At 39.0% G+C, this 18984-nt stretch carries 16 protein-coding genes and 1 riboswitch; of the genes, 9 read left to right on the top strand and 7 right to left on the bottom strand.

The window, feature by feature from the left end:
• Positions 1-71: 71 nt before the first annotated feature.
• The 4 genes from ACPF7B_RS06805 to ACPF7B_RS06790 form a co-directional block, all read right to left on the bottom strand.
• A complete protein-coding gene (locus ACPF7B_RS06805) occupies positions 72-1460 on the bottom strand; it encodes an NAD(P)/FAD-dependent oxidoreductase (RefSeq protein WP_490505069.1) in 1389 nt (462 codons plus the stop codon).
• Between the two features lie 98 nt (positions 1461-1558).
• Positions 1559-3061: a CoA-acylating methylmalonate-semialdehyde dehydrogenase gene (locus tag ACPF7B_RS06800; RefSeq protein WP_490505068.1), complete on the bottom strand. Its 1503-nt coding sequence runs from the start codon at positions 3059-3061 to the stop codon at positions 1559-1561.
• A gap of 58 nt (positions 3062-3119) precedes the next feature.
• Entirely contained in the window at positions 3120-3470 is a 351-nt protein-coding gene (locus tag ACPF7B_RS06795; RefSeq protein ID WP_490505067.1) for a cupin domain-containing protein, read from the bottom strand.
• A gap of 30 nt (positions 3471-3500) precedes the next feature.
• Positions 3501-4892 (bottom strand): NAD(P)/FAD-dependent oxidoreductase, encoded by a 1392-nt coding sequence (locus ACPF7B_RS06790; protein ID WP_490505066.1) that lies wholly within the window; start codon positions 4890-4892, stop codon positions 3501-3503.
• Between the two features lie 138 nt (positions 4893-5030).
• Here ACPF7B_RS06790 and ACPF7B_RS06785 point away from each other — a divergent pair, with 138 nt between their 5' ends.
• Positions 5031-6476: a helix-turn-helix domain-containing protein gene (locus ACPF7B_RS06785; protein WP_490505065.1), complete on the top strand. Its 1446-nt coding sequence runs from the start codon at positions 5031-5033 to the stop codon at positions 6474-6476.
• A 65-nt stretch (positions 6477-6541) separates the two neighbouring features.
• On the opposite strand, the gene ACPF7B_RS06780 is transcribed toward ACPF7B_RS06785, so the two are convergent.
• Genes ACPF7B_RS06780 through ACPF7B_RS06770 form a run of 3 tightly spaced genes read right to left on the bottom strand, consistent with a single transcriptional unit; the run spans position 6542 to position 10135 of the window.
• Entirely contained in the window at positions 6542-7999 is a 1458-nt protein-coding gene (locus ACPF7B_RS06780; protein WP_490505064.1) for a c-type cytochrome, read from the bottom strand.
• 3 nt (positions 8000-8002) lie between these two features.
• Positions 8003-9598: a GMC family oxidoreductase gene (locus ACPF7B_RS06775; protein ID WP_490505063.1), complete on the bottom strand. Its 1596-nt coding sequence runs from the start codon at positions 9596-9598 to the stop codon at positions 8003-8005.
• 24 nt (positions 9599-9622) lie between these two features.
• A complete protein-coding gene (locus tag ACPF7B_RS06770) occupies positions 9623-10135 on the bottom strand; it encodes a sugar dehydrogenase complex small subunit (RefSeq protein ID WP_490505062.1) in 513 nt (170 codons plus the stop codon).
• Between the two features lie 182 nt (positions 10136-10317).
• Positions 10318-10426: riboswitch (TPP riboswitch) on the top strand.
• Between the two features lie 74 nt (positions 10427-10500).
• Here ACPF7B_RS06770 and ACPF7B_RS06765 point away from each other — a divergent pair.
• From ACPF7B_RS06765 to ACPF7B_RS06730, 8 genes are all read left to right on the top strand, one after another.
• Positions 10501-11130, top strand: a complete 630-nt coding sequence (locus ACPF7B_RS06765) for a thiamine phosphate synthase (RefSeq protein WP_490505061.1) — start codon at positions 10501-10503, stop codon at positions 11128-11130.
• A gap of 25 nt (positions 11131-11155) precedes the next feature.
• Entirely contained in the window at positions 11156-11365 is a 210-nt protein-coding gene (thiS, locus tag ACPF7B_RS06760; RefSeq protein WP_490505060.1) for a sulfur carrier protein ThiS, read from the top strand.
• Positions 11366-12136 (top strand): thiazole synthase, encoded by a 771-nt coding sequence (locus tag ACPF7B_RS06755; RefSeq protein ID WP_490505059.1) that lies wholly within the window; start codon positions 11366-11368, stop codon positions 12134-12136.
• A 58-nt stretch (positions 12137-12194) separates the two neighbouring features.
• A complete protein-coding gene (locus tag ACPF7B_RS06750; RefSeq protein WP_490505058.1) occupies positions 12195-13226 on the top strand; it encodes a ThiF family adenylyltransferase in 1032 nt (343 codons plus the stop codon).
• 325 nt (positions 13227-13551) lie between these two features.
• Positions 13552-14340 carry an ankyrin repeat domain-containing protein gene (locus ACPF7B_RS06745; RefSeq protein WP_490505057.1) on the top strand — a complete coding sequence of 263 codons (789 nt, stop codon included), beginning with the start codon at positions 13552-13554 and terminating at the stop codon, positions 14338-14340.
• 271 nt (positions 14341-14611) lie between these two features.
• The gene (locus ACPF7B_RS06740; protein WP_490505056.1) at positions 14612-15913 is read left to right on the top strand and encodes a ferredoxin reductase family protein; all 1302 of its coding nucleotides are present in this window, start codon (positions 14612-14614) and stop codon (positions 15911-15913) included.
• Positions 15914-16070: 157 nt separating this feature from the next.
• Positions 16071-18008, top strand: a complete 1938-nt coding sequence (locus ACPF7B_RS06735) for a peptidase U32 family protein (protein ID WP_490505055.1) — start codon at positions 16071-16073, stop codon at positions 18006-18008.
• Positions 18009-18015: 7 nt separating this feature from the next.
• Positions 18016-18909, top strand: a complete 894-nt coding sequence (locus tag ACPF7B_RS06730) for an NAD(P)H-hydrate dehydratase (protein WP_490505054.1) — start codon at positions 18016-18018, stop codon at positions 18907-18909.
• The last annotated feature ends 75 nt before the right edge of the window (positions 18910-18984 follow it).

Here is an 18984-nt window from a genome sequence, read left to right as displayed (position 1 = left end):
TTGCAACCCGTATTGTTTAAATAAACGGCTCAACACTGATAGTGAAGAGCCGTTTAATGTGGTTATTATCTTTATATTTTACCGGTAATACGGTATGAAAAATCAGCAATTATAGAGGTGTTTTTTAAGTTTTTTGTTTTTTCTCGATAGTCTGCGTATTTTAAAAGTGCGTACATACTTTGTATTGCGCACCATCTTAATGGTTCTGGTTCCCATTTTGGACTAACATGATCATTCCAAGGAAGAGATGTTAGATCTGTTTTCTTTGCTAGAATTTTATCAAGCATTGTTCGAGCGGCAAGATTGGTTGCTGTAATGCCGCTGCCGATAAAACCATAAATATGCCCTATTTTTTCAATGGCATTATAAGAAACAGTAGCACACCAATCTCGAGTGACGCCAATAGAACCTTTCCATGCATAAGCAATAGTAAATTTTTCAAATGGAAATAGCTCATGAAGTCGTTTTAATAACAGTTGTGCAACTTTTTGATCTAGGTATCCATCCCCTGCGTCTCTAGAGCCAAATTGATAAGGAGAGCCTCTTCCACCGATAAGAATACGATTATCAAATGTGCGTTGTGCGTAGAAAAATAGATGTGCGTCATCGGCTAATAATTCTCTACCTTCCCAACCTATTTTTTCCCATCTTTCTGGTGAGATTACTTCTGTAACAATGATGGATGAGTTAATGGGGATAACACGATTTTTTTTAAGAAAGATGCTGCTAGATGCTTCAGTACAAGTAATGATATGCTCTGAAGTTATAGTCTTTATTTGACCACCGGAAGCAACCGTGACATGATTTTTTTTAATGCTCAATACAGGGTGATTTTCATATATTTTAATGCCACGTTCTATGAGAATTTTTTTTAGATTTAAAAGAAGTTTTAATGGATGGATTCTACATCCTATCTTATTATAGTGAGCGCCGATTATTGAAGGGATATTAATGCGTTTTTGGGCATTTTCGCCTGATAGAAGGTCGCTATCATTATCTAAAGGCATCTGTGATAATCTGGCTTTTTGGGCTTGGTTCGTGGCAATGGTTAAAATCCCTCCTTGTACTAGATCGCAATCGATCTGTTCTTTTAAACAGATGTTTTGAACCTCGGTAACAGAATCTTTCATCGCTATGTATAAGTCATCTATTTCCGAGACAGTACAGCCTTTTTTTAGTAAGGCCATTTTTTCTATGGGTACTTCATTAGATAACCATCCTCCATTACGACCAGAGGCAGCATATCCGACTTGTTTTTTTTCAAAGATAGTAATGCGCAGGGTTGGATCAGCTTTTTGAAGATAATAAGCAAGCCATAAACCAGAGAGACCACCGCCGATAATAGTGACATCGGTAACATCATTATCAGGTAAGGCAAACGCTCCTGTTATTGAGAGTAGTGAGCTTTGAGATTCTTCTAACGATTTAATCCAAAAAGAGATATTATCTTGCGTAATCAATGAATACTCCTTAGATCTACGATATTGTTAATAAAGCTCAACCTCTGCGCAATTATGTTGCGCAGAGGTTGTATTTATACCAAAAGTCTATTCAATACTTAATTTAGTGTTGGCATTGAAAACTGTGCATTTTCACGAATGGTAGCACTTGGCCATCGTTGGGTGATTGTTTTACGACGTGTGAAAAATCTAACCCCGTCAGGGCCATACATAGAAAGATCACCAAATAAAGAGCGTTTCCATCCCCCAAAACTATGGAAAGCGACAGGTACTGGTAATGGTATATTGATACCGACCATCCCGACTAAGATATTATCTGCAAAGTAACGAGCTGCTTCCCCATCACGTGTATAGATACATGTACCATTTCCATATTCGTGATCATTAATTAATTGCATTGCCTCTTCTAGGGTTGAAACACGTATTACTTGCAGAACAGGCCCAAAGATTTCAGCGCGGTAGCTATCCATGTCCAGTGTAACATTATCGATGAGCGTTGGACCTACAAAAAAACCATTTTCATAGCCCTCAACTATTGCATTTGTACCATCAATGCATATCTTTGCGCCTTGTTCTTCAGCATTCTTTATATGTTGCATGATTTTTTGTTTATGCTCCGCAGAAATTACAGGGCCAAAATCATTTGAGTTATCTGTATAAGGGCCAAATTTGAGATTAGCCATCGAATTTTCCAATGCTGAAATCATTTGATCAGCAATTTCATCACCTACTGCAACAGCGACAGATAATGCCATACAACGTTGCCCAGAAGAGCCAAATGCAGCTCCTAATAAGGAGTTTACAACATTATCTAAATCCGCATCAGGCATAATCACAGCATGATTTTTAGCTCCTCCAAGTGCTTGACAGCGTTTGCCATGAGCAGTTGCTGTCTGATAAATATATTCAGCAACAGGGGTTGAGCCAACAAAACTTACAGCCTCAATATCTTGATGGATTAAGATCGCATCAACAACTTCTTTACCGCCATTAATCACGTTAAATACACCGTCTGGTAAACCAGCTTCTTTCAGTAGTTTAGCCATCAATAAGGATGCACTAGGGTTTTTTTCTGAGGGTTTTAAAATAAATGTATTGCCACAAGCAATCGCGATAGGAAACATCCAAAGTGGAACCATGGCTGGGAAATTAAAAGGTGTGATACCCGCAACAACACCTAAAGGTTGAAAATCACTCCAACTATCGATATTTGGCCCAACATTACGACTATATTCTCCTTTGAGTAATTCAGGGATACCACAGGCGAATTCAACATTTTCGATTCCTCTTTGTAATTCGCCAGCAGCATCGTGTCCTATTTTGCCGTGCTCTTCTCCAATAAGTTGACAGATCATCTCTGTATTTTTTTCGAGAAGTTCTTTAAATTTAAACATTACTCGAGCACGTTTTAAGGGAGGTGTTTTGCTCCATGCAGGAAATGCTGATTTTGCCGCTGCAATTGCTTCATTGGCGGTTTTAGCATTTCCTATAATCACGTGTTTTGATTGATCTCCTGTTGCAGGATTGTAGATCGGTTGAGTTATTTGAGTATTATGATGCGTAAATTCACCATTAATAAAATGGCCGATGGTTTGAGTCATAATTTATACCTTGCGTAATGAAATAGAAAACATGATGGATGTGCGTATTTTTGAGTGATTAGTATATGGTGTAAATTTTTCTAACTTTTTCAACAATATCCCATCGACCAGTCCATCCTATCGGTAAGATGATTAGGTCGCCTGCTGATACCGATATGATCTCTCTTGAAAGCTCGTCTGTGAGTGTCGCTTTTCCAGAAATAATGTAGCAAAACTCAGTATTAGGACGATCGATAACAGGCCAGCCTCCCGGTTCACACTCCCAAATACCAATATCGCCTTTAGCATTTTTTGCGAATTCAAGAAGGCTCATTTCAGGGGACCCTTTATCTGCTCCAGAACGTATTCCAGCAGGTTCTAATGTGCTATTTTGTATAGTATTATTTTTTATTATAGTCATTGTTGACATGATGATAACTCCTTTGATTGATGATTATTTTTATTGAGCTCCAGTAAGTTTTTCTAATAACGAGACCGTTTTTGATGGGCGTTGAGTGATATTTTCTTCTTTATCACCTAATCCCATTGCTGTTAGGCCAAGGTTAACTCCTATCCAACGGAGTGGTTCTGGCATCCATAATTTTGTAGGATTATTGATAAATGGCAAAGTATTGATAGGATCATCTTTGATATCGAGAATTAAGTTTCTTAAAATTCGTCCAGATAGATTACTCATTGCGACGCCATCCCCCGTATATTGCCCCGCCCAAGCCATTGATCGATCTTTGGTAATTCCAACAGATGGATACCAATCTCTTGAGACCGCTAATGCGCCCCCCCAACGATGTGTTATCTTGAGATCTTGTAATGAAGGAAAAAAATCATTAATTGTTTCTCTTATTTTGATGTGAACAGAATCTACGAGATCATATTGTGGTGAAATTTTAGAGCCAAAATGATACGGTGCACCTCGGCCACCAATAACTAAGCGATTATCTTTTGTCATTTGAGCATATACGAGTAAATGTCGCATATCATTGAAGGCTATTCGATGATTTAAATTTAATATATTCTTTTGATCGATATTTAATGGCTCCGTTGCTAGAGCAAGAGAGTAGAGTGGAATCGTGTATCTTTTGTATTTATCAAGTTTACAACTATAACTTTCAGTTGCGCGAATAATAGTATTAGCTTCTATGCAGTAATCTTGTGTGTAAGCTTTCTTATCTTCAATATTGATGACATTTGTTTTTTCAAAAATCTTTGCCCCCATTTTTTCAACACATTTAGCAAGTGCTCTTACAAGTTTTCCGGGATGAATCACTGCACAGTGAGGCGTATAAATAGCGCCAAGCGATTGATTTATGTTTATTTTTTTTAGCGATGTTTGTTTATCTAATAGGGTCCATTGATTTGTGAGGCCTAAATCTATTGTTTCTTGGATTGCTGCTTTTGCTCTTATCAGTTGAGGGTGTGTTCTTGCGACAGCAATATATCCTTCTTTACTGTAATCGGCATCAATGTCTTCTTCTGCTAACACACGTTGAATTTCATCCACTGATTCGTTCATTGTTTGTTGTAGGTGGATTGCTGTTTCTCGAGAAAAGTCTTTAGAAACTTTATTCAATGACACTGGAAAAATAGCAGAAGCCCATCCACCATTACGGCCTGATGCGCCGAATCCAGCATACTCTTTTTCTAAAATGATGATATTCATATGCGGAGCAGATTTGAGCAGATAATAGGCCGCCCAAAGTCCAGTATATCCTGCTCCAATAATAGCGACATCGACTTTGAGATTTTTATCCAATGTTGATCGCTCATCTGACTTTTCATACCAGTAAGGACGATTCGGTAATTTTTTTAGTGCATTGATAGTATTCTTATCCATTGGGTGCCTTGATTATAGTGATCTTTAATGATGAATAATCATATCTCGGATTTTTCAAAAGAGTCCATTGATGAGATTGTCACAATGTGCTATTTGTTTCGTACATATGTATGAATAATAAAAATAAGAGGATAGGGAATGATTACGGTTAATAAATTGGTTCAAGAGTATGATTTAGGCCTTGTTTTTAAAACCGGGAAAGGAATGAGTGATCGTAAAATTTCTTGGGCTCATACCGTAGAATTACCAGATCCTTGGCTCTGTACTCTAAAGGATACCCTCGTTATGACAACAGGTGTGGGTGTTCCTAAAACGACTAGTGAGCAGGTTGTATGGATTAAAAAACTTGCACAAACAGAAGCTGCGGCGCTTTTATTTGCGCCAAGAGATGCAAGCTTCGAACTCTCGGATGAGATGCTAACAGCTGCAACTAAGCTTGACTTTCCGATTCTAGGGGCGAGTTTTGAATTGGAATTTAAAGATCTTGCCCAGATTGTGATTGAAGAAGCCCTGCAATCTAAGAAAGATCAATACAATTCAAATACCCTACTTTTTCAAATATATGCCGATACATTGTGGGAATCGTCGAGTTTACAAGAGCGACTCAAAATATTGGGAAAGAAATTGCTTGTAAAGTTACAAGTCGTTAATAGCGAGACATTACAGGTAATACTCTCTTCTGATCTTCATCCTGTGAATGCAGAAAGTGTCGTTCGAACGATTATTCCTGGGCGGGTTAAGGCTGCTTTAATTGTCTCTAATAATCAATCTAAAAAGTTTGATAGTACTATGCTTTCCCAAACGTTAGCTGGGCTTTTAAGTATTGAGTTAGAAAGGTTTATTATTGAAAGAGATGTATTAAGAGCCGATGGGGAGCAATTATTTCAAGATCTATTAAATGGCGAAATTGATTATGCTGCTGCACGAATGATTTTAGAGAGAAGAGGGTTATATGGGAAATTAGTTACTGTTGCTATCAATTGTCTTCCTGAAAATAGTCAAAAATATGCAAGTGCGCATCATATCCCACAATTACAATCAATTAGTCCATTATTTTTTAAAGATGATCAACGTATTTTAATTATATTGCCCGAGGATTCCGCGCTATTAGAACATATTATGAACTATTTCGGGGCAGAAACTCGAATAGGTGTGAGTAGTACAATAACCCTCACAGTAGGTTTCAAAGAGAGTATTTTTCAAGCTAGTTTAATGCTGTCAAGAGCAATAGAGAGCGATATAAAAGTCGCCTATTATCGTTATTTAGATACAGCTTTATCATTAGGTCCTAAAACTTTAGCAGAAGCAAGATCTTTGGTTGATTATTATTTTAGTGTATTGATTGAATATGAAAAAACAAAGTCGCTTCCATTGTTGCAGACATTATTTGTTTTTTTAAAAAATGATAGTAATTGGAAATTAACAGCAGTCGATTTAAATATTCATCGACAGACACTGGTTTATCGCTTGAAATTAATAGAGGAATTAACAGGATTAAAGCCTACAAGCAGCATTGGTATTGCTAAATTTTGGATTGCTCTCGAAGCGGCTCAAGTATTAGGTATATTAGAAAAGATAAAATAGCCGTTAATAAAAAAGCTCTTAAGAGTTCTGCTTAAGAGCTTTTATTACTAATTAATGATTACAACTTATTTTTTCTTTCTGAAGAAAAGAAGCTTAAGGATATATAGAATAACTAAAGCCCCGATAATGAATCCGATAACAGCAAGTAAAGATGCGTGTCGGATTAAAAATGGTGACTCACCTCCTTGCGCAATTACAGCTACATCATTTTCAGAGAGAGTCGCTTTTCCATCTCCAAATTTTTCGGTAACATAATTCGCAACAGAAGCAATCTGGGCGTTATCTAACCATGAATAGATTTCTGTATATTCTTCGGCAAAAGCAGGCATTAATGTTGTCACCTCATGCGTTTTTCCATTTTCACGACTGACACCATGCATGATTTTCATAACCAAATTAGTACGATTTTCACGTCCAACAGTACTGTTATGTGTTAAAGCAGGCGTGTGTTTGTCGAGTGAACCTTCTCCATTAATACCGTGACAGCTTGAACACGCTTGGTTATATAAAACGGCTCCATCAAGCGTTGAGTGATCGCGGAAATCATCAGAAACATTGTCAAAGGAAGGGTAAATTTCATAATCTGCCGTAGCTACTTTTTTACCTCCAAAAGAGTAAGCGGGTGCTTCTTGTGATTTTTGCGCAATCGCTGGAGTTGTTTGTAAATATTCTACAACTGCACGAAGATCATTATCACTCATAAAGGCAAAGCTTTTATCAATCGCTTCTGCCATTGGACCTGCCGCAGATGATTTCCCTTCAGCTTTCCCTGTTTTTAGGTACGTAAAGAGTTCTTGCTTACTCCAATTACCGATACCCGCTGTTTTATCAGCGGTGATATTGGGTGCATGCCAGCCTCCTGCGTCACCCCCTGAAAGATATTGATTATAATCCTCCGCTAACATCTGATTACGGGGAGTATGGCAAGTTGAACAGTGCATTAGGCCATCTACGAGATATTTTCCTCGATTTTGAATCTCTGAAAGATTTGGGTCCGGAGTGAAAGGTTGATTTTTTGCAAAAAGACCATTCCAAACCGTCATTGCACCGGGCAAATTAAAAGGGAATTTTAGTTGAGTCTCTTTTGCTGGCGCTTTATCAATAGCTGCTACTTGATTCATAAAATAAGCATAAAGCGCTTTAATATCTTCGTCCGTTACTGTTGCAAATGCTGTGTATGGCATTGCAGGATAGAGATGACTACCATCAGGGCGAACCCCTTTACGAACTGCAGCAGCAAACTCTTCCAATGACCAATTCCCAATACCAAATTCTTTAGAAGGTGTAATGTTAGTGGAAATAATCTCACCCATAGGCATTGTAAATACAAGGCCCCCAGCGTAAGGTTCATCGGGAGATGTTGTATGGCAGGCGGCGCAGTCACCCGCGATAGAGAGATATTCGCCTTTTTTGATGAGCGCAACATCTGTTCCATTATTTGTTTGAGCAAAAGATATGCTAAAAGCTGATAAGCCGATTAGAGCTGTACTTGCTATCAAATGTGTAAGTTTCATGATTTTCATCGCTTATACCTCCCTTGCAATGATATCTGCAGTACGAATGCCAAGCGCAATCGCTGTTAATGTTGGGTTAACAACACCGCCGGCAGGAATTAATCCTACAGAAGCAATAAAGAGATTGTCATGATCAAATGTACGCCCTTCGTGGTTTGTAACTGAGTCTTTAGGATTATCCCCCATAATCAGAGTTCCCATCAGATGGTCATGATTTTCCCAATCAGTGTTAATAGTGAGAGATTCACCGCCCATTAAGCGCGTAATTAAGCGATATTGATCTTTTGCTGCTTCAGCGCCACGTTGTACATAACTATCCACGTCATAATGGATCTTAATGCCTGGTAGACCAATACTATCTTTCCAATTTGGATTTGGCATAATACGGTTACGAGGGTCAGGTAATTGTTCAAAGAATGTATAAATAGAGACCCAGCGAGATGACCAGTCCATAATTTTTTCATCGAGTTCTGTTCCCATATAACCCTGAGCAATGAGTTTTGCTGCAATATCAACCTGTGGATTGTTATTTGCAAAGCTATGTTTGTTGGCAGAGTATTGAGATCTAAAATCTCCTTCGCGCCATTGGTTAATAGTCGCTTGTTGAACAGGACCTCGTCCCATCCACATTGGTTCTTTAGCTAAGAAGTTCATAGAGATTCCAACGTGATCCATAAGATTACGTCCTACCATATCTGATGAGTTTGCTACGTCATTCATCATGAGTAATTTTGCAGACTCAAAACTATGAGCTGCAATAACAAATGCTTTTGCCGTTAAAGTATGTTCGCTCCCATCAGGTTTAAGATATTTGATTGCTTCGATCTTTTTATCTTTTCCAACAATAATTTTATGGGCAACTGCTTCTGTAATGAGTTGTGCGCCATTACGTACAGATCGCATTGCATGAACGGATCCATTATAGAGTGTACCAATCGGGCAGATCTGATCACAGTTATTATTACCTTGACAGCCAGGTCGCCCATCGTATGATTTAGGGATACGGACAGTTGGCTCATGAATTACAGCAATACCTGCGGGCTGAAGAGCTTCTTTGATCTTTTTTGTCATATAAATATCTGCTTCAGGCTCAATTGGATATGGTTTTGAGCGTGGAGGGAAGGCTTTTCCAGGATTGACACCTGATTGATCCTCTGCATCATTACCTGCAACGCCAATAGCATATTCTGCACGTACATAATATGGTTCTAAATCTTCATAGGTCATTGGCCAATCGCGACCGACACCGTAGAGTGATTTTATTTTAAAGTCACTTGGGGTATAACGCCATGTAGCTCCCCCCCAGTGAGCAGTTGTTCCGCCAACAAGTTTGAGCATTCCCGGCATCATTTTAAATGAACCTTCATTCTCTAAATATCCTTCTTGGTTACTCGTTGGTGCCCAAGGATTATTGGGATAAGCATTATTACGGTCATAGTGACGGCCGGAGTTCTTAAAGTTTTCCAATAATTTCCAACGCGGAACACTAGGTCCTGCTTCTAATAAAATAACTGACTTTCCTTTCATTGCGAGCTCGTTGGCGACATTTGATCCGACTGCTCCGGAGCCGATGACGATAACATCAGCATCATATGTTTTTGTACTCATTATTTTGTCCTCTATTGAAATCTATTACGCTTTTGGAAGAGTTGCCCAATAATTGGTTGTCCATCGAGAATAACCAGGGATTGGGGTATATTTCTGAGTGAGCTTGTAGGTTTCAATTTCGGTATAAGTTACAAATTGAACACCATCATGCGCACGTTGAGGGAGAGGAGTACCAGCGTAGCCGAGATAGAATACGGCAATAATATCTTTTGCCGTATTTTGATATTTCTCTTTAAAGATAGGATTATTTTTTAGCGTATCGATATTTGAATACTGACCATTATTGATAAATGTTAAAAGCTCTTTTGCTTCTGCTTGAAAGTTACTATTTACTTTCGCAAGGGCATCAAAGGCTCTTTCAACAAGTAGAGGATCAAGCTGTTTATTTGTGAGGAATCTAGCTAACTTCACCTCATCATTTTGTTCAGTAAAGTTTGCCGCAAAGGTATAGGGGCTCATCAACATAAATGCTGATATAGCGCAACTTCCAATCAGAAATTTCCGACGGGAAGGATCGCTAGGAATATACTTATCCATATTCTATAAGTCTCCGTTTAATTGATAAAATAAAAAATCTTTGACACTACACATTAGCAATAGAAATATTGACATTTGTCAATATTTGGTAAATTTAGGTATTTTTAGTGACTGAGATATCAAGCACTCTTGAAAAGAGAGTTGCTCTAATTAGGGAGATCTTCTATACTTTGATGAAATTAATATTCCCCTAGAGGTGCTGTTGTTAACAGCTGAGATTGAAGTGAAACTTCGGGACTCTTATAACCTGATCTAGTTAATACTAGCGGAGGAAAGCGGTGAATGACAGGAGAGTTTTTCTAATGTGCTGAAGCAACTTTCATGGTTCTATTACCCTTTTCTCTGCAATGGAGAATTGAGTAAATATGGTGTTGTTACATGCTGTCACTCCTAACCTATCTGCGATTTCTGATGAGAATCTGATTGAGACAATTATCGCGATTTTACCATTTGTCGATTTTATCCAATTGCGTGAAAAGTCACGTTCAGCAAAATCTCTTGCTCGTTTAATTGAAGGAATGATAGATCAGGGTATTGATAAAGATAAATTAATTGTGAATGATCGTGCGGATATTGCGCATGCTTTTAAAATACCTCGAACACATCTGACTGAGAAAAGCCTCTCTTTAGCACTGTTACAATCGGCATTTCCAGACATGAAATTTGGTCGTTCAATACATTCGGTAAGCGCTGTTGAACGTAATATCGCTATGTATGATTATCTCTATTTAGGTCATATTTTTCCAACGGGTGAAAAGAGTTATCCCGCATTAGGAATAGAGCGTCTGGAGGAAGCATATCGTATTGCTAAAGAAAAAAGAGGACGATTAATTGCAATTGGCGGAATGAATGCAGAAACAGCGTTAAAAGTTTCATCTATTGTATCGGGGTTAGCGATAATGTCTGCCTTTTTCCCCCTCGTCGGTCATCGTTTAGATCCATCTTTAGCGCAGGAGCGGGCGCGTTATATTCGAAAAATGGTGAGCTCCCCCTAGTTTTAGGCTTGTAAGTGAGGATATTTTGAAAAAAATTATTATTAATGGTGATGAGCTAATAGTTAATGATTCCATTGGAACAGTCCATCAGCTAATCGAATTTTTAAAACTCGATAAACGTCGTTTTTTTATTGTTGAGCGTAATCGAGAAGTGGTGAAAAAAGAAGATTATTCGCAGATATCCGTTTGCGAGGGTGATCAATTTGAAATTGTACATTTTGTGGGAGGAGGTTAAATGACTTTAAATATTGGAAATTTTGCGTTTAATTCACGTCTATTTTTAGGAACAGGCAAATATCGTAATTTTGAAGAGCAAAAAGGGGCTGTGGAAGAGAGTGGGACAGAAGTCTTAACATTTGCAGTTCGCCGTATGAATATTTTTGATGACAAGCAGCCAGATTTGTTAGAGTCGCTTGATCTCTCAAAGTATAAATTATTGCCAAATACTGCTGGCGCTTATACCGCAGAAGAAGCAGTAAGGACAGCTAAACTTGCCTATGCATCGGGACTTTGTGACATGATAAAGGTTGAAGTGATTGGTTGTAAAAAGACATTGCTTCCCGATCCAATTGAAACGTTGAAAGCGACTGAAATGTTATTAGCAGAAGGAATGACTGTTTTAGTTTATACCTCTGATGATGTTGTTTTAGCAAGACGACTGCAAGAGATGGGGTGTCATGCCATTATGCCGGGGGCTTCGCCGATTGGAAGTGGATTGGGAATTATGAATCCTGTGAATCTACAATATATTATCGAGCAAGCAACTGTGCCGGTGATTGTTGATGCGGGATTAGGAAGCCCCAAGGATGTTGCTTATGCGATGGAGCTCGGTGCAGATGGTGTATTAATGAATAGTGCAGTCGCTTATAGTGAAGATCCAATCAAAATGAGTAGAGCGATGAGACTTGCCGTAGAAGCAGGGCGTTTAGGGTATGAAGCCAAACGAATGCCAATGAAACTGACACCAACGGCAAGCAGTCCAGTGACCGGAATAATTACATCATAATTAATCCTGTTTATAGATCTAGACTGTTTAAAGTAATCGAATATGAGGGAGAGTCATTATGCAAGGGCGATATAGCCGCTTGGCACGTTTCCATAAAATTGGTGAGCAAGGTCTTACTCAATTTCATCAAGCAAAAATAGTGATCATAGGTTGTGGAGCTCTTGGATCTCAACATGCAGAAACACTGGCTCGCTCGGGATTTGGTCATCTTACATTGATTGATCGTGACTTTGTTGAATACTCGAATCTTCAGCGACAGACACTCTTTACTGAAGAGGATGCAAAGCTTGCCTTACCAAAAGTTGTCGCACTGAAAAATCATCTTTTGCAGATTGCTCAAGCGATTTCTCTTACGACCCATATTGCAGATGTTTCCGGTGATAATATTGAATCTTTAATTGTAGGTCATGATTTGTTACTCGATGGAACAGATAATCTTGCTTTACGAATGTTGATCAATGATGCTTGTTATAAGTTGAAAATCCCATGGATTTTTGGTTCGGCGTTAGAGAGTTATGGCATGAGTTTTAACTTTAATATGCCAAATAATCATACTGCCCCTTGTTTGCGTTGCCTACTACACAGTCTTCCTTTAGAAAGAGATGATACGTGTAGCTCGGTGGGAGTGATTCAACCCATTTTGCAGATGATTTCTAGTATTCAAACTACTGAAGCGATGAAATTTTTTGCCGATCCATTAGCCTTGAGGAGATCACTTTTTACTATGGATCTTTGGCGAAATCATACACAGAAGATTGAGCTAGATACGTTGAAAGATCCTAATTGTCCAACATGTGGCGCAAATCGGCAGTACCCCTCATTAATAGAGAATAATAGGGAAGCACATAGGCTCTGTGGTGATGACTCAATCATGATTCGAGAAGTGATTCCACTTGATCTTATGCAGATTAAATCGAAACTCGAAATAGCGGATATTCCTCATCAATTTAATAATTATTTCCTTAATATTCATTTTCCCCAGAATAGAGTCATTTTATTTGCCGATGGTCGAGGGATTGTACATGGTGTTAACGAAGTTAAGGAAGCATTAGCGATATATCAAGATCTTATAAAGTGTATCGAAGATTAGTTTTTTAATTCTTGAAAATTAATTGATTCACATATAGGGGGTGAGGAAAAATTCTGGGGTGATTTATTGCGAAACTAATCTTTGAAGTGGATGAATAATAGAGTGATTTAAAAGGGGATTATCTATTATTCGAAATTATAATCAAGATTATCTATAAAGGCTTGATTGATGATTGTTTATATCGTTTTATTTAATTTATTCCATTGAGGAATAAAAGATATTCCTAAAGGCTATTTTTGAGATTTAAAGAGTTATGTTATTGTTGCCATATATATTCTATTTGAGAATTTAATGTTCCATAAAAACTATTGATGGGAGAATTGCTATGAAGAAGTTTGGGGTAAAAACAATTTTTGTTACAGCCGTAATGTCGTTAATATCAGTAGTAAATGCACAAGAAACAACAACAGAGATTCAAGTTGTTGAAGTTGCTCCAACAACGCTTGAGGCACAAGCAGGCTCATTCCGTTTTACGCTAGAAGAGATGCAAGATATTGCGAGTGACTCTAAATTAAAACATCGTATTTTTTATACGACTCCTTCAACAGGCCCTGATGCTGAATGGTTTGATGCAGTTAAACAGGGAAATCTTGAGAAAGTAAAAGCGATGGTTGCCAATGGTCAAAATATTGAAGTGAAAGATGTCGGTAGTCTTGATCAAACAGCGCTGGGTTGGGCTGCATTCATCGGCTATGAAGATATGGTTGATTTCTTAATTGATCAAGGTGCGGATCTGTGGGCAACGGATAAAGGTGATGTTTATCATGCGCTAAAATCTGCCGTTTTGGGTAAAAATGTCAATATTGTGAAAAAATTACATGAAGCCTTGAAAGATCAATATGATATTAACGATACATCATATGAAGATGATGGTGAATCACTTGTAATGGTTGCAGCGAGTAATAATCGTTTAGATGTGGTGCAATATCTGATCGATCAAGGAGCTGATCTTAATAAGGTTACAACGGTGCAAGATTCTGAACGTCCGTCTTATAATCAAAGTGCACTGAGCTATGCATGTCAAAATGGTTATAAAGAGATGCAAGATCTATTAATTAAAAATGGAGCAATTAATCATCGAACAGGTGATGCATCGTGTCAGGTTGCTCATTAATTTAAAGTTACCAATTTTTAATAAAGTCTATTTTAATAAAACGTCTATCATCGATAGGCGTTTTTTGCATTCATATAATAACTACTCTTATTTAAAAAATATTACTAAATGGTTATTTATATTAAATAATAATGTAAAGTATTGCTTTTATATCAATAACTTAAATTTAAGATATTCTTAAGATAAAAAATATATTATTTTTTATATCAAATTTTTGCAGAGATTAAATGCAAGCATTCTATTAAATAATAAAAAGATAAAGGATAATCTTATGCGTCGCGAAAAAGCTGTAGTATTGGGAGTTTTTCTCCTCTCATTTTTCTTATGGGGATTGGATGTTGGTATTCGTTACTCCTCTACAGATTGGAGTGTTTGGCTATGGCGAAAAGAGTTGATTAATTTAACGGGTGTTTTAGCACTGATTCCTATGGGATTGATTATGCTGCTATCATTACGACCAAAATTTTTAGAACCATTTTTTAATGGTATGGATAAAATTTACTACATCCATAAATGGGTGGGCATTTGGGCAATTGTTGCAGCGCTTTTGCATTATGGCATTAAACTTAGTAAGAGTTTTTTAAGACCTTTTTTTGAGCGTGGCCCAAAGATTAAAGCAGAAACAATCGCATGGCTTGATGATTATCGTCCATTAGCAAAAGATATTGGAGAGATTCTCTTCTATCTCTTTGCGATTATGCTTGTTGTCACCTTATTGAAAAAAATTCCTTATCGTTTTTGGCGAAAAATCCATAAATTAATGGGGCTTTTCTTCCTCGCTGTTATTTTCCATACGATCGTTTTAGCGCCAGCGCGTTATTGGACGGAGCCGGTAGGAATTGCTTTTATCATTGTGATGGTTATTGGCTTTTACGCGGCGATCATCTCGCTCTTTGGACAAATCGGTCGCGGCAAACGTTATCAGGCGACAATTAAATCACTCGACTTCTCCGCAAATAGCACCATTGTGGATTGTGAAATGCCGGCGAATTGGACGCATACTTCAGGGCAATATGCTTTTGTGCAACATCCAGTGTATAAAGAACGGCATCCATTTACGATTGCTTCAAGTGTGCATGATGATCAAACAATCCGCTTTGCGATTAAGGAGTTAGGGCATTATACGCGTAAGATCCCTAAACGTTGGAAAGTGGGTGATAGACTCAATATCGAAGGGCCTTATGGTCGATTCTCATATGAGAGCTCACTTTTACCGAAACAGATCTGGATTGCCGGCGGTGTTGGAATTACCCCTTTTATAGCTTGGTTAGAATCTTTGCAAGGTCAAGAGACAAAGTATGATATTACACTCTATTATCTTGTAAGAAATCGAGATGAAGCGTTAATGATCGATTATTTGGTAGCGCTTGCTGAGAAAGCAGGAGTTACACTATCTATTCATTATAGTGATGAGAAAGGGTATCTTGATTTCAAAAAGCTCCCCTTTGATGCGGAGACGTCGGTCTGGTTCTGCGGACCGACAGGGATTGCAAAAGATATTCGATCAATCTTAAAAAGTAAACATTTAGCGCCGATAAAATATCTTCATTGTGAGTATTTCGATATGCGCTAGATCGATCAGGTTGAGTGTTAAAAATCTGCAAAAAATATCGATTCTTAGTATGCTATAACGACTAAAGTATCAGCAAAAGATCCCGCTATGTGTGGGATCTTTCTAATTAAGCGATCGCTTTTCTATTTATAATATTATTTGAGCCTTAGCGAGAAAGATGAGCCTATTATCCCACGAATTAGAGTTATTAAGTCCTGCCCGAAATGTTGAGATTGCCCGTGAAGCGATTATTCATGGCGCCGATGCAGTCTACCTAGGCGGTCCTGAATTTGGTGCTCGGCATGCCGCTGAGAATGATGTTGTTGAAATTGCCAAGCTCACCGCTTTTGCCCATCGATTTAATGCAAAGGTCTTTATTGCGCTCAATACGATTTTGCATGATAACGAGTTAGAATCCGCCCGTAAGCTTATTTATGAGCTCTATGATGCCGGTGTTGATTCTTTAATTATTCAAGATATGGGATTATTAGAGCTCGATCTTCCCCCGATTGAGCTACACGCTTCGACACAGACCGATATTCGAACGCTTGAAAAAGCGAAATTTATGGCGGATGTGGGTTTTTCTCAATTAGTGCTGGCGCGTGAATTGAGTCTTAAAGAGATTCGGGCGATTCATGAGGCACGTCCTGATACGGCATTAGAATTCTTCGTCCATGGTGCGCTCTGTGTCGCATTCTCAGGGCAATGTTATATCTCTCATGCCGAGACGGGGCGCTCAGCGAATCGGGGAGATTGCTCACAAGCTTGCCGTTTACCCTATACACTGAAAGATAGTGAGGGGCGCGTGATCGCTTTTGATAAGCATCTATTATCGATGAAGGATAATAATCAATCGAATAATATCGATGCGCTGATTGAAGCGGGGATTCGCTCATTTAAAATTGAAGGGCGCTATAAAGATATGGCGTATGTTAAGAATATTACGGCCCATTATCGTCGTCTGATTGATCGTTATATTGAGCAAAATCCTGAATTTACTCGCGCTTCTTATGGCAAAGTCGTTCACCATTTTGAGCCCAATCCTGATAAAACCTTTAATCGGGGAAGTACCGATTACTTTGTCAATGAGCGCAAAGGGGATATCGGTGCATTTGATTCTCCTAAGTTTGTGGGTTTACCGATTGGTCATATTCTCGATATTAAGAAGAACTTTATCGAGGTAAAAACCACAGAACCTCTGGCAAATGGTGATGGGCTCAATATTCAGATTAAGCGAGAAGTGGTGGGATTTGCCGTCAATCGTGCGGAGAAGATTGGGGAGAATCACTATCTTGTCTATCCCAATGAGATGCCGGTAGAATTTGTCACTGAACGCGCCAATATTCAGAAAAAGCATCCTCTGAATCGTAACCATGATCAGGTTTGGAGTCAGTTATTAACGAAAGAGTCAGCAGAGCGTCTTTTAGAGGTATCACTCATTTTTAGTAGAGCGGCAGAAGGGTATCAATTAGAGCTCTTCACAAAAGAGGGGCACTATGCAAAATCGATCTTAACGGGAGATTTTGAGCTAGCTAATAACCCTGAAAAGGGATTAGCGGCATTAGAGAAGAACCTTAAGCGTTTTGGTGGTACCAGATTTGAATTGCTTGATGTGATGATTCAGCTAGATGAGATTCCCTTTATTCCGGCAAGTATGATCAATCAGCTACGCCGCGAAACCATTGAAAAGCTTGAGTTTGCGATAGAACAAAATTACGTTAGAGGTACACGTCAACCCGCAGTCGAACCGCCGGCGACTTTCCCCTTTGAGGAGCTCAGCTTCTTAGCAAATGTCTATAATGAGAAGGCGCGAGAATTCTACTTTAAACATGGTGTGAAGATGATTGAACCCGCCTATGAGGCGCATGAAGAGCTTGGCGAAGTGCCGGTGATGATCACGAAACATTGTCTTCGTTTCTCTTACAATCTCTGCCCGAAACAGACCATCGGCGTAACCGGTGTTCAAGGGCAGATCAAACCTACACCATTAATCCTCTCCCATAAAGGTGAAGAGTATACACTCAAGTTTAATTGCCGTCCTTGTGAAATGCATGTGATGGGGAAAATGAAACCCCATATTGCCAAACAAGCATTATTAGGATCAGAGCTGAAGTAGAGAGCCTATGAGATTAACCCACAATGAAAAAGCATGGTTTAGAGCACAGTTCCCGGCGTTAGTCCAACCGCGTCCTGACGAGAGTCACAAAGGGACCTTTGGCACGCTCCATATTATTGGGGGCGGAGTCGGTATGACAGGAGCGGCGGTTCTTGCTGGGATGGCAGCATTAAAGAGTGGCTGCGGTAAGGTGATTTTGGGGCTTAATCAATCGCCTTTAACGCTCTCTTTGGTGGCAACGGCTCCTGAATTGATGTTGCGCGAGGCGAAAGATCTCATGAATGAGAAGAGCGCAAGCGCTTGGGTCTTTGGTTGTGGCTTAGGCATTGATCATTCAGCACAAGCTTTGATGACATCTCTTTTAAGGGAGATTTCAGCTTATCAACCACTGTTGATTGATGCCGATGGACTCAATCTCTTATCGGAGATGTGGAATATTGATGGGAAGATCAATTGTGGGGAGATAGGATTAGGTGTGCAATCGGTTTTAACACCTCATCCTAAAGAGGCGGCAAGATTATTAGATATTTCCGTTGCTGAGATTCAATCTGATAGAGAGGGAGCCGCGAAGCGATTAGTGGAGAAGTTTGGTTGCTGGGTGATCTTAAAAGGGCACCATACACTCATCGCCTCACCTACTCAAGAGATTTGGCGCAATGAGACCGGCAATAGTGGTTTAGCTACCGCAGGAAGTGGCGATCTGCTCTCAGGGATTATTGGGAGTCTATTAGCGCAAAATATTCCGATGATGGAAGCGATTCGCGGCGGTGTCTGGCTCCATGGTAAAGCGGCCGATCTTCTTGTCGCTAAGGGAATTGGGCCCATTGGCTTAACGGCTCATGAAATTATCGACGAGGTGCGGCTGTTGAGAAATCGATTGGTTCTCTCTGAAGCTTCATAGAATCAGCCTTAATGAGCCAAGAGGCAATAATTCAAGAAAACGATCATCCAATAGAGTCATAATGCAATAGAATAA

The sequence above is a fragment of the Ignatzschineria sp. 22MB058224 genome (genome assembly GCF_058188435.1).
This window is presented reverse-complemented; position numbering and strand designations above follow the sequence as displayed.